Below are 12,514 nucleotides of genomic sequence, written 5' to 3' on the forward strand. Positions count from 1 at the left end.
TGTCATATTGATGATCGATACTCCCCAGCAAGCCGATTAGCCGGCAGTCAAGACCGATAGAGGAAGAAGATCGCATGAGCCAGAACAAGACGCTTACGACCGCCAGTGGCGCACCTGTCGCCGATAACCAGAACTCTCGCTCCGCCGGCCCTCGTGGTCCGTTGTTGCTCGATGATTTTCATCTGATCGAAAAGCTTGCTCACTTCAACCGGGAAAACATCCCTGAGCGTCGTGTGCACGCCAAGGGTTCGGGCGCATACGGCACTTTCACGGTCACTCGCGACATTACGCAGTACACCAGTGCCAAGCTGTTCTCTGCTGTCGGCAAACAGACGCCGACCTTCCTGCGTTTTTCGACGGTGGGTGGCGAGCGTGGCTCGGCCGACACCGAGCGCGATCCGCGTGGCTTCGCCCTCAAGTTCTACACCGAAGAAGGCAACTGGGACATCGTTGGCAACAACACGCCGGTGTTCTTCATTCGCGATCCGCTGAAATTTCCTGACTTTATCCACACCCAGAAACGCCTGCCGCAAAGCAACCTGAAAAGCGCGCAGATGATGTGGGACTTCTGGTCGCATTCGCCTGAAGCGCTGCACCAGGTCACCATTCTGTTTTCTGATCGCGGGATCCCGGACGGCTATCGCCACATGCACGGCTTCGGCAGCCACACCTACAGCCTTATCAATGCTCAAGGCGAGCGGCACTGGGTGAAGTGGCACTACAAGACCAAGCAAGGGATCAAAAACCTCGCGCCGGCAGACGCGGCACGTCTGGCGGGCACAGACCCTGATTACGCCCAGCGCGATCTGTTCGAAGCTATCGAGCGTGGTGACTTCCCGAAATGGAGCGTGTGCATCCAGATCATGACCGAGGCCCAGGCTGCTGCTCACTACGAGAACCCGTTCGACGTAACCAAAACGTGGTCGCAGAAGGAGTTTCCACTGATCGAAGTGGGTGAGCTGGAACTGAACCGTAATCCGCTCAACTACTTTGCTGAAGTCGAGCAAGCTGCGTTCGGTCCAAGCAACATGGTGCCTGGCGTAGGTCTGTCTCCGGATCGCATGCTGCAGGGTCGTGTATTCGCATACGCCGATGCCCACCGCTACCGCGTAGGCACCAACCACCAGCAACTGCCAGTGAACGCCCCGCGCAGCCCGGTGAATACTTACCAGCGCGACGGTTCGATGGCTTTTGGCAGCAATGGCGGCGCAGCGCCTAACTATGAGCCGAACAGCTACGTAGAGTCGCCGAAACAAGCGCCGCACTATGCCGAGCCTGCGCTGGCGTTGAACGGTGCGGCTGATCGCTACGATCACCGTGAAGATACTGACTATTACAGCCACGCCGGTGCGCTGTTCCGCTTGATGAGCGAGGAACAGAAAGCGTTGCTGGTCAGCAACATCGCCGGCGCGATGGCAGGTGTGTCGAGTGATGTCGTCGACCGTCAGTTGCAGCATTTCTACAAGGCCGATTCGGCGTACGGAGAAGCAATCGCAAAGCTGCTTAACGTACAGCTTAGCGAAGTCTAAACGAGAAGCAGAACCGCCCTCATTCGGGCGGTTTTTGCGTTATTTAGGCTGCTTTTCTCAGAATATCTTCGCTTTTATTGCGCGAAGTGGGTGACCTTCCAGTCAGGTTGGTTCAAACTACAGACTTTCAAGCAGGGAGATGTAGGGCGATGCAAGGCCACCCAGACGTTATCGATTACCTCAACACGTTGCTGACCGGCGAACTGGCCGCGCGTGACCAATATTTCGTTCACTCGCGGATGTATGAGGACTGGGGATTCACCAAGCTCTACGAACGAATCAACCACGAGATGGAAGAAGAGGCCGGTCACGCCGATGCACTGATGCGCCGGATCCTGATGCTCGAAGGCACCCCGCGCATGCGCCCGGATGACCTGGATGTTGGTACCACGGTAGAGACCATGCTCGAAGCGGATCTGCGCCTTGAGTACAAGGTGCGTGCCGCGCTGTGCAAAGGCATCGAACTGTGCGAACAACACAATGACTATGTCAGCCGCGAAATCTTGCGCGTTCAGCTCAACGACACTGAAGAAGATCACACCTACTGGCTTGAAAAGCAGCTGGGTCTGATCAAGCTGATCGGTATCCAGAACTATCTGCAGTCGCACGCCTCCTGATCCCAACGGATACAAAAAAGCCCCTGTCACTGACGAAGTGACAGGGGCTTTTTCATGTCCGGCGATCAGGCGCGATCGCGGATCAGCAGCGGCTTGAGGTAATGCCCGGTGTGAGACTGCTTCATCTCGGCCACTTCCTCCGGCGTACCGGTGGCGATGATCTGCCCACCTTTCGAACCACCCTCGGGACCGAGATCCACCAGCCAGTCGGCTGTCTTGATCACGTCGAGGTTGTGTTCGATCACCACCACAGTATTGCCATGGTCGCGCAGGCGATGCAGTACGTCGAGCAATTGCTGGATGTCCGCGAAGTGCAGACCGGTGGTCGGCTCGTCAAGGATGTACAGGGTCTTGCCGGTGTCGCGCTTGGACAGCTCACGGGACAACTTGACCCGCTGCGCTTCACCACCGGACAACGTGGTCGCCGACTGCCCGAGCTTGATGTATGACAGGCCCACATCCATCAGTGTTTGCAGCTTGCGCGCCAGCGCCGGCACCGCGTCGAAGAACTCCCGCGCTTCCTCGATGGTCATCTCGAGGGTTTCGTGGATGCTCTTGCCCTTGTATTTGATCTCCAGGGTTTCGCGGTTGTAGCGCTTGCTCTTGCACACGTCACACGGAACGTAGATGTCCGGCAGGAAGTGCATTTCCACCTTGATCAGACCGTCGCCCTGGCAGGCTTCGCAACGACCGCCCTTGACGTTGAACGAGAAACGCCCCGGGCCGTAACCACGGGAGCGGGATTCGGGCACGCCGGCGAACAGTTCGCGGATCGGTGTGAACAGACCGGTATAGGTCGCCGGATTGGAGCGCGGCGTACGGCCAATCGGGCTCTGGTCGATGTCGACGACCTTGTCCAGATGTTCCAGGCCCTTGATGCTGTCGTGGGCTGCCGCTTCCAGGGTGGTCGCGCCATTGAGTGCCGTGGCGCTCAGCGGGAACAGCGTGTTGTTGATCAGCGTCGATTTGCCGGAGCCGGAGACACCGGTCACGCAGGTCAGCAAGCCGATCGGGATTTCCAGGTCTACGTTGCGCAGGTTGTTGCCCCGCGCGCCCTTGAGCGACAGCACCTGCTTCTTGTTGCGCGGTGTGCGTTTGGCCGGCACTTCGATCTTGACGCGGCCCGACAGGTATTTACCGGTCAGCGAGTCCGGATGCGCCATGACCTCGTCCGGCGTGCCTTCGGCGACGATCTGCCCGCCATGAACGCCGGCGCCGGGGCCGATATCCACTACGTAGTCAGCGAGACGGATCGCGTCTTCATCATGTTCGACCACGATCACCGTATTGCCGATGTCGCGCAGATGCTTGAGGGTGCCGAGCAGGCGATCGTTGTCGCGCTGGTGCAGACCAATGGAGGGTTCATCGAGGATATAGAGAACACCTACAAGGCCTGCGCCGATCTGGCTGGCCAGACGAATGCGCTGTGCCTCGCCGCCGGACAGGGTATCGGCACTACGATCCAGCGACAGATAGTCGAGACCGACGTTGACCAGGAATTGCAGGCGCTCGCGGATCTCCTTGAGAATCTTGTCGGCGATTTCACCACGGCGACCGGTCATCTTCAGCGCGCCAAAATAGTCGCAAGCGTCGCCGATCGGCAGGTTGGTCACCGCCGGCAGGGTTTTCTCGCCGACCCACACGTGTCGCGCTTCGCGACGCAGGCGGGTGCCACGGCAATCCGGGCACGACTGGGTGCTGAGGAACTTCGCCAGTTCTTCGCGCACGCTCGCCGATTCGGTTTCGCGATAGCGACGCTCAAGGTTCGGCACGATGCCTTCGAACGGATGCGAGCGCTTGACGATGTCGCCCCGGTCGTTGAGGTATTTGAAATCGACGCTCTGCGAACCGCTGCCGTGCAGAATGTATTTCTGCTGGTCGGCCGGCAGCTCGTTGAACGGCTGCTCCAGGCTGAAACCGTAATGTGCGGCCAGTGAGCCGAGCATCTGAAAGTAATAGACGTTGCGCCTGTCCCAGCCGCGGATCGCGCCTTCGGCCAGGGTCAGTTCTCCGTTGACCAGGCGCTTGATGTCGAAGAATTGCTTCACGCCCAGACCGTCGCAGGTCGGGCAGGCACCGGCCGGGTTGTTGAAGGAAAACAGCTTGGGTTCCAGCTCACTGATGGCATGGCCGCAGATCGGGCAGGCGAAACGCGCGGAGAAGATCATTTCTTCGCCCGGCTCGTCGTCCATCGGCGCCACCAGGGCGATGCCGTCGGCCAGCTTCAGCGCGGTCTCGAAGGATTCCGCCAGACGCTGTTGCAGGTCGGCGCGTACCTTGAAGCGATCGACCACGACTTCAATCGTGTGCTTCTTCTGTTTATCCAGTTTCGGCAGTTCGTCCAGCTCGCAGAGCCGGCCGTTGACCCGGGCACGGACGAAGCCCTGGGCGCGCAGTTCCTCGAACACCGACAAGTGCTCGCCCTTGCGCTCACGAATCACCGGCGCCAGCAGCATCAGCTTGCTGCCTTCCGGCTGAGCCAGCACCAGGTCGACCATCTGGCTGACAGTCTGTGCTTCCAGCGGAATGTCGTGATCCGGGCAGCGCGGCGTACCGACGCGGGCATAAAGCAGGCGCAGGTAGTCGTAGATTTCGGTGATGGTGCCGACCGTGGAACGCGGGTTGTGCGAAGTCGACTTCTGTTCGATGGAGATCGCCGGCGACAGGCCTTCGATGGTGTCGACGTCGGGTTTTTCCATCATCGACAGGAACTGCCGGGCATAGGCCGACAGGGATTCGACATAGCGGCGCTGACCTTCGGCGTACAGCGTGTCGAAGGCCAGGGACGACTTGCCGGATCCGGACAGGCCGGTGATGACGATCAGTTTGTCCCGTGGCAGGGTCAGGTCGATGTTCTTCAGGTTGTGGGTGCGGGCCCCACGAATCAGGATCTTGTCCAAAATGGCCTCGCTCGGCGGGCGTCGAAAACACAGGAGTATACGGCCAAATACTGGATGGATGCACACTATCAAGTGAAGGGTTTTTTGCCTTACATGAAGAGAGTTTCATCTGTACGCGTCAAAGCGTCGCGATATACCCCGTCTCTCGATGGGACTGGTAGAATCGCCGCCGGTTCACACGAGGTTTTTCCATGCACGATCCCCACAGCGAACGCATGAGTGGCAGCGAGACCCGCGCGGCGAGCGGTCTGGCCCTGGTGTTCGCCTTCCGTATGCTTGGCATGTTCATGGTGTTGCCGGTACTGGCCACCTACGGCATGGATCTGGCGGGAGCGACCCCGGCCCTGATCGGGCTGGCGATCGGCGCTTACGGCCTGACCCAGGCGATTTTCCAGATTCCGTTCGGGATCATTTCCGACCGCATCGGCCGGCGTCCGGTGATTTACCTCGGGCTGATCGTCTTTGCCCTCGGCAGCGTGCTGGCGGCTCAGGCCGATTCGATCTGGGGCGTGATTGCCGGGCGGATCCTGCAAGGCGCCGGTGCTATTTCCGCCGCGGTCATGGCGCTGCTTTCCGATCTCACCCGTGAACAGCACCGCACCAAGGCCATGGCCATGATCGGCATGACCATCGGCCTGTCGTTCGCCGTGGCGATGGTGGTCGGCCCGCTGCTCACCCGTGCGTTCGGTCTGTCTGGTCTGTTCCTTGCCACCGGCGGCATGGCGCTGCTCGGGATCGTGATCGTGATGTTCATGGTGCCGAAATCCACCGGGCCGCTGAGTCATCGCGAGTCCGGTGTTGCGCGCCAGGCGCTGATGCCGACGCTCAAGCACCCGGACCTGCTGCGGCTGGATCTGGGCATTTTTGTGTTACATGCGATGTTGATGTCGAGCTTCGTCGCTCTGCCCCTGGCACTGGTCGAAAAGGCCGGTCTGCCCAAGGAACAGCACTGGTGGGTCTACCTCACAGCCTTGCTGATCTCTTTCTTCGCCATGATCCCGTTCATTATCTACGGCGAGAAGAAACGCAAAATGAAACGAGTTTTGCTCGGCGCCGTGATGACGCTGATGCTCACTGAGCTATTCTTCTGGCAATTCGGCGACAGCCTGCGGGCTCTGGTGATCGGGACGGTGGTGTTCTTCACTGCGTTCAATCTGCTGGAAGCTTCGCTGCCGTCGCTGATCAGCAAGGTTTCACCGGCGGGTGGCAAGGGCACGGCCATGGGCGTGTATTCCACCAGTCAGTTCCTCGGTTCGGCACTCGGCGGGATTCTCGGCGGCTGGATGTTCCAGCATGGCGGTCTGTCGGTTGTGTTCCTCGGATGTGCCGGGCTGGCTGCACTTTGGCTGGCCTTTGCTGTTACCATGCGCGAACCTCCCTACGTGACGAGCCTGCGCCTGCCGCTGTCGCCCGAAGCGATCCGCGAAGCGGGTCTGGTCGAGCGTCTCAAGGCCCTCGTAGGGGTAACTGATGCAGTGATAGTCGCTGATGAAGCGGCGATCTACATCAAACTGGACACCGAATTAATGGATCGCACCACTCTCGAACGCCTGGTGAACAACCCGGCGCAGACTGCGTGCGAAGCCTAGGAGAACGTTATGGCCCGTGGGGTTAACAAAGTCATTCTGGTCGGTACTTGCGGCCAGGATCCCGAAGTACGCTACCTGCCCAACGGTAACGCCGTGACCAACCTGAGTCTGGCGACCAGCGAGCAGTGGACCGACAAGCAGACCGGTCAGAAGGTCGAGAAGACCGAGTGGCACCGCGTATCGATGTTCGGCAAGGTTGCCGAGATCGCCGGCGAATACCTGCGCAAGGGTTCGCAGGTTTACATCGAAGGCAAGCTGCAGACCCGTGAGTGGGAAAAAGACGGTATCAAACGTTACACCACCGAAATCGTGGTCGACATGCAAGGCACCATGCAACTGCTCGGCGGCCGTCCACAACAGGGCGACCAACAAGGCGGTGGCAACAATTATCAGCAGCAGGCGCCACGCCAACAGGCTCCGCGTCCGCAGCAGTCGGCACCTCAGCAGCGTCCGGCCCCGGCTCCGCAGCAGGCTGCACCGCAACCGGCTCCGGATTTCGACAGCTTCGATGACGACATTCCGTTCTGATTCGCTGCTGAGTCCGCTCCAGACAAAAAAGGCCCGTCGCTGAATGCGACGGGCCTTTTTCATGCGCGCAGGTTTTTCAATCGAGAATCAGATGTGGCAGAAACCGGCTCGAATCCTTGGTGATCAGGCTGTTGTCTTCCCGCACACCAATCCCCGCCGCCTGATCGCCGATCACCCATGAGCCAATCAACGTGTAGCTGTCGTCGAACTTCGGCAATGGGGCAAATTCCTGCAGGATGAAGGGCGCATCGGTGTAGGGCCCATCCTCTTTGACGATCAGACCTTCGGCGGTCTGCAACTCGATGTTGGCGCCTTCCCGAGAGAAGTACGGTTTTCGCACCCAGCCCTTGGGCACCGCGCTGCCCGGATTCGGGTCGAGGTGCGCGGCCAGCAGATTCGGATGGCCCTTGTGCAACTCCCATAGCAGGGGCAGGGCGCCCTTGTTGGAGAGGATCGACTTCCACGCCGGTTCAAAGAACTGGGTGTCGCACTCGGCAATCGCCGCGCCGAACGGCTCGTGGAAGATGAATTCCCAGGCGTGCAGTTTGAACAGGTGCGGGATCCAGCGATCCTCAAGATCCACGAAACGACCGTCAGCGCTCAGGCCGATGTCTTCGATGTCGATATGCCGCGATTCGATGCCGACTTTCTCTGCGATCAGCCGCAGATAATCCGTGGTGCCTTTGTCTTCCACCGAGTCTTTCATCGAGGCGAAGTAAAACGGCCGCGTGAGTTTCAGTTGGGCAAAGGCTTCGTGCAGACGGGTGTCGATGCTGTTGAACTGGTCGGCATGGCGCGGCAGCAGCCCGCGCTCGATGCATTGCTCCAGCCAGCCCCACTGGAACGCCGACGCCTCATAAAGGCTGGTGGGCGTGTCGTAGTTGAGTTCGAGCAGCTTCGCCGGGCCGTTGCCGCTGTAGGAGAAGTCCATGCGCCCGTACAGATGCGGATGACCTTCCAGCCAGGACGTTCGGATCATGTCGTAGTACGGCGTCGGAATGCTCAGACGATCCAGCAGTTCTTCGCTGTGCACGACGCGGTCGACCAGGTCCATGCACATCTCGTGCAGCTCGGTGGTTGGATCCTCCAGATCGTTTTCGATCTGTGCGAGCGTGAACTGGTAATAGGCGCGCTCGTCCCAATACGGCTCGTCGTCGATGGTATGAAACAGAAAGCCGAGGCTTTCGGCGGTCTGCTTCCAGTCGTGGCGCTCGGCGCAGTGGATCTTCTTCATGGTCAGCTGCTCGAACGGCCCCAGCCGCCCCAACCACTGCGTGCGCTGGACTGGCTGCCGAAGCCGCCACGGGAGGTGGACGCAGCGACGTTGACCGGTTTGCGGTAATCGCTGTCGTAGTCCCGCTGGTTGCGGCTCGGCGCCGATTCGATGCGGCGGTTCAGCGTCGAGGTGTCGTAGGTCTGGCGGGTATTGCGCTCACGGTAAACCGGCCGCGAGTCGCTCGCGCGGTTGTTGCTCATGGCATTACCGATCAGCCATCCAGTAAGCCAGCCGTTGCCTGCACCGCTGGACGAGTGCGAAGTGCTGGTCTGATTGCTCTGCACGGCGGCGGCGTCGCCGGCGGGCATCTGGGCATTGGCGATCGCATCGAGGTTCTGCGCCGGCTCACCGTCCTGCGGCACCTTGAAGCCGCCGAGTTTCGGCACGAAACGGCCGGCGGAATTTTTCTGACACCAGTCAGCGGCAAAGTCCGCGTCGCAGGCAGCCTTGTCGTCGTAGGCCGGGGAAATACGGCGGTGCTCGGCCAGGGCTGCGACATAGGCGTTCGAGCAGACATCCGGTGCCACTTCGGCGTCGACGCATTGTTCGACGCTCTGGAAGTTGCGTTGCTGTTCCTGGGCGGCCACTTCACCGGAAATCGCCAGGGCCACCGAAGCGGCCAGCGACAGTTGAACGTACTTGCTTCGTTTCATCTCAGGCTTCCTGCCGATCAGTAGGACGGGGTCATGCATGCGGCGTTGAGCATACCGACGCTGATCGCCACCGCCGCCACATAAATGCCCGAGGCGATTTCACCGTTGGCAATACGCTGGGACGTGCCCTTGAGCACCAGCCCGGTCGCCAGGAACGCCAGCAATTGCACCACCGCCGCGATCACCGCCCAGAGGACGAAGTCGAGGACGTTGATCGAGTGAGCGATCACGTTGCTCGCCGGAATCGCGAAGCCAATGATTGCGCCGGACAGAGCGATGGCGGCGGCAACGTTGCCGGAACGGATCAGCTCGAATTCCTTGTGCGGCGTGACGCGGGTGTAGACGAATTGAAACAGCATGAACAGCAGCACGGCGCCGATCAGGTAGGCGACGAAACCGACCAGTGCGGCTTTGTTCAGGGAAATGGACAACGCTTCCAGCATGGAAAACTTCCTTTTAAATAGTGCTCAAGTCGGTGGTGTACAGCGAGATGCCCAGCGAAGTGCTCAGGCTGACCGTGCCTTCTTCGTCCTGCTCGACGGAGAACAGCAAGAGCTCGCGGCGATCGGTCAGGCCGGTTTCCCGGGCGTAGAGCATCGAGTGATGGTTGATGGTGTAGGACTCGTCGGGGTTGATCACCTGTTCGGTGAGCGGCACCAGTTCGGTCTGGCCGCGTTCGGTGCCCCATTCACGGGTGTATTCGACACCTTCATGGCGATAGGTCGGCAGGCCGATCAGGCTGTTCGGGCCGGCCAGACGCTGCAGTTCGGCGTTACTGTTGACCGTCACATAGCTGACGTAATTGAACAGCGTCACCGACTCGATCTGGTCGTCACCGGTGACATGGACCTGTACCCAGAATTCTTCATCGTTCAGGTAGTAGCGATGCAGTTTGTTCGACTGACCGAGGTCGATCCAGCCGGCGCTCCAGATGGCCTGGGCGTCGGGAACCCGTACCGAGGTGCTGCCCTCCAGCAACAGGCCGAGGGTCGTGTCGAAGCGGATCGCCTTGCCCTGCGCCAGTCCGAGCGGGCCGCCGGCAGACCTGGACGCCGGTGCGGCCGACTGCCAGTTGCTGGTGCCGAGCAAATCTTTGAACCATCCCATGGGTACATTCCTTGAAGCGGGTGGAGTTATTCGTTGGCAAAACGCCGCTAGTGTACCGGCGTCGTGACAAACCGGCAGGCAAAAAAGAAGGGCACCCGGTGCCCTTCTTTTTTCTTGCCGCCGTTACTGGGCGGACTTTTGCTTCAGACGCTCGAGGATGGCGTTGGCGCTGCCTTCGTTCGGCGTGATGCCGGCTTCGCGCAGCTTGCGATCCAGGTCGTTGCCGGTCGACGCATCGGCCAGTTCGTCGGCAGCACTCAGCTCGGCCGCGCGTTGCTGCTGCTTGGCTTGCAGACGGTTAAGGGTGCCGACAGCGGTTTCCAGTTTGCCGTTGGCGCCGCCGCTGGCGATCGAAGCGCTGACCTGAGCCTTCTGCACGCTTTCCCGGGCCTTGGCCATGTCCACTTGCTGGCGCAGGCTCTTGATCCGCGCTTCGGCCTTGTTGATGTCCTTGCGCATGTTGTCGGCGTAGGTGCCGAATTCGTCGCTCTGTTTTTTCTCGACGCCCAGGTCGTTGGTCAGGGTCGAGATGGCTTCGGCCACTTCCAGTGCCAGATCTTCACGGCCGGCGTTCAGGGCGGAAACGGCCTTGGCTTCCAGGTCCTTGATCTTGGCTTCGTACTCGCTCACGCGGTCGGCAGACAGTTTGTGCTTGGCCATGATGGTGACCAGTTCGCGACGGGCGTTGGACAGCGCGCTGTCGGCGTCACGGATTTCCTGATCGAGGATGCGCAGGGCCTGTTGGTCGGCGATCGCTTCGCCGACTTCGTTGGCGCCGCCGCGCAGCGCGGTGAACAACTTGCTCCAGATGGACTGAGTCATTGGATATTCCCTGTTGATTACTTGAAGAAGTGTTCGAAGGCTTCGCTGGCGCGCTGCACGTTGTCGACCAGGGTTTTCACCTCGGTGACCACGTTGGTCAGGCTCGAATCGGCACTCAGTGCACCAAACATGTTGTAGACGGTCTGGCCGTTGGGCATGGTCTCGATGCCGATCGACGACAGCGGGAACATTTCCCGGCTGCGCAGCACGGCGTCGTTGAAAGCGCGCACGTCGGTGATCGAATCGATGTCCACCAGCACGGTGTCGACGATGATCTGCTGACCGGCGAGGGCGATGTGAATCGGCAGACCGCCGAATTCGTTCATTTCCAGCTTGAGGCTGGGTTCGGAGCTCTGGATCAGAGACAGCGTGATCTCTTGCGAAGCCACCTCGTCCAGCGCCTTGAAAGCGTTGTAGAGGCTATCGATGTTCCAGTTATTGCCTGCGCTCATGTAATTCTCCGACATGAAAGAGCCAGCCAGAATCGGTTGGCGTAGCTGTTGCTCCATTTGCTTGAGCAAGCTCCGGTTTTCCGGAAGCACCCAAGTTTCGTGTTTCACATAACCGGCGGCAGCCAGGCCCGCGCGCATCTGCTTCATGTAGAAGCTCGACGGTTTTTTCGCGGACGGTGTCGAGCGCACTCCCTTTGGGCTCTCTGACTTGGTGGCGGGGGAGCGGCTTTTCATGGCGATGACTCCGTTATGAACATCTCACGCGTGAGCGACACTACAGCCAAATCAAAATGCCATCAATGGCTCACGCGTGAGATTTTTGTGACACACAAACAAAAGCGCCCGCAACGAGGCGGGCGCAGGTTTTTCCGGGTGTGTCCGCGCAGGGCTCAGCGGCTGGCGGCGAGGAACTCGTCGGTGGATACCACGCTGGCATAGGCAAACCCCAGCGCCGACATGAATGCCGCATGCACATGGGCGGCAGGCACGGTCAGGCCGTTGAATTCCAGGTCGCGGGTGGCGCAGGCGTCGTGGATTACCGTGACGGTGTAACCCAGATCTGCCGCCGCACGGGTGATGCCGTCGACGCACATGTGGCTCATGCTACCGACCACCACCAGTTCCTTGATGCCTTGTTCGTCGAGGATCGATTGCAGTTCGGTTTCGCGGAACGAGTTGACGAAATGCTTGAGCACTACCGGCTCGTCGGCGCGGTTGAGCACTTTCGGATGCAGTTTCGCGCCTTCGGAGCCGGGTGTGAAAAACGGCGCCTCGGGCGAGGTGAATTCGTGGCGGATGTGCACCACCGAATCGCCGGCCTCGCGGAATGCCGCGATCAACCGGGCGGCGTTGTCGGCGGCGGCGTCGGCGCCGGCCAGCGGCCACTTGCCTTGGGGGAAGTAGTCGTTCTGGATATCGACTACGATGAGCGCTTGCTTGGCCATGGGTGTGTCCTCGACGTTATGGGTGGGTGTGGATTCAGTATTGGTGCTGGCCACGTTTTCGAGGATTGGCCGCACCGACAATACACAGGGGAAAACT

The 12,514-nt window shown here is 60.2% G+C and carries 12 protein-coding genes; 4 read left to right on the plus strand and 8 right to left on the minus strand.

Features of this window, described 5'->3' with window-relative positions:
- Positions 1-74 precede the first annotated feature (74 nt).
- The gene (locus AC1MDC_RS12105) at positions 75-1,529 is read left to right on the plus strand and encodes a catalase (protein WP_480393048.1); all 1,455 of its coding nucleotides are present in this window, start codon (positions 75-77) and stop codon (positions 1,527-1,529) included.
- 149 nt (positions 1,530-1,678) lie between these two features.
- Positions 1,679-2,146, plus strand: a complete 468-nt coding sequence (bfr, locus tag AC1MDC_RS12110; protein WP_085697676.1) for a bacterioferritin — start codon at positions 1,679-1,681, stop codon at positions 2,144-2,146.
- A 65-nt stretch (positions 2,147-2,211) separates the two neighbouring features.
- Here bfr and uvrA read toward each other — a convergent pair whose 3' ends face one another.
- Entirely contained in the window at positions 2,212-5,046 is a 2,835-nt protein-coding gene (gene uvrA / locus AC1MDC_RS12115; protein ID WP_085705126.1) for an excinuclease ABC subunit UvrA, read from the minus strand.
- 191 nt (positions 5,047-5,237) lie between these two features.
- Here uvrA and AC1MDC_RS12120 point away from each other — a divergent pair, with 191 nt between their 5' ends.
- Together AC1MDC_RS12120 and AC1MDC_RS12125 are read left to right on the plus strand one after the other, a co-directional pair.
- Positions 5,238-6,635, plus strand: coding sequence for an MFS transporter (locus AC1MDC_RS12120; protein ID WP_085697674.1), 1,398 nt, complete (start codon positions 5,238-5,240; stop codon positions 6,633-6,635).
- 9 nt (positions 6,636-6,644) lie between these two features.
- Entirely contained in the window at positions 6,645-7,163 is a 519-nt protein-coding gene (locus AC1MDC_RS12125; RefSeq protein ID WP_007966163.1) for a single-stranded DNA-binding protein, read from the plus strand.
- Positions 7,164-7,239: 76 nt separating this feature from the next.
- Here the strand turns inward: AC1MDC_RS12125 and AC1MDC_RS12130 are convergent, their stop codons facing one another.
- The 7 genes from AC1MDC_RS12130 to AC1MDC_RS12160 all read right to left on the minus strand — a co-directional run bounded on the left by AC1MDC_RS12130 (position 7,240) and on the right by AC1MDC_RS12160 (position 12,417).
- A complete protein-coding gene (locus tag AC1MDC_RS12130; RefSeq protein ID WP_480393049.1) occupies positions 7,240-8,397 on the minus strand; it encodes a glutathionylspermidine synthase family protein in 1,158 nt (385 codons plus the stop codon).
- Positions 8,398-8,399: 2 nt separating this feature from the next.
- On the minus strand, positions 8,400-9,092 hold the full coding sequence (locus AC1MDC_RS12135) for a DUF1190 domain-containing protein (RefSeq protein WP_108563377.1): 693 nt from the start codon (positions 9,090-9,092) through the stop codon (positions 8,400-8,402).
- A 17-nt stretch (positions 9,093-9,109) separates the two neighbouring features.
- Positions 9,110-9,535: a DUF350 domain-containing protein gene (locus tag AC1MDC_RS12140; protein WP_085697671.1), complete on the minus strand. Its 426-nt coding sequence runs from the start codon at positions 9,533-9,535 to the stop codon at positions 9,110-9,112.
- A gap of 13 nt (positions 9,536-9,548) precedes the next feature.
- The gene (locus tag AC1MDC_RS12145; RefSeq protein WP_085697670.1) at positions 9,549-10,199 is read right to left on the minus strand and encodes a DUF2491 family protein; all 651 of its coding nucleotides are present in this window, start codon (positions 10,197-10,199) and stop codon (positions 9,549-9,551) included.
- Positions 10,200-10,322: 123 nt separating this feature from the next.
- The gene (locus tag AC1MDC_RS12150; RefSeq protein ID WP_007955625.1) at positions 10,323-11,021 is read right to left on the minus strand and encodes a PspA/IM30 family protein; all 699 of its coding nucleotides are present in this window, start codon (positions 11,019-11,021) and stop codon (positions 10,323-10,325) included.
- A gap of 17 nt (positions 11,022-11,038) precedes the next feature.
- Positions 11,039-11,707, minus strand: a complete 669-nt coding sequence (locus AC1MDC_RS12155) for a YjfI family protein (RefSeq protein ID WP_007955624.1) — start codon at positions 11,705-11,707, stop codon at positions 11,039-11,041.
- 155 nt (positions 11,708-11,862) lie between these two features.
- Positions 11,863-12,417, minus strand: a complete 555-nt coding sequence (locus AC1MDC_RS12160; protein ID WP_266200606.1) for a cysteine hydrolase family protein — start codon at positions 12,415-12,417, stop codon at positions 11,863-11,865.
- Between the last annotated feature and the right edge of the window lie 97 nt (positions 12,418-12,514).

Source organism: Pseudomonas sp. 1, assembly GCF_056626735.1.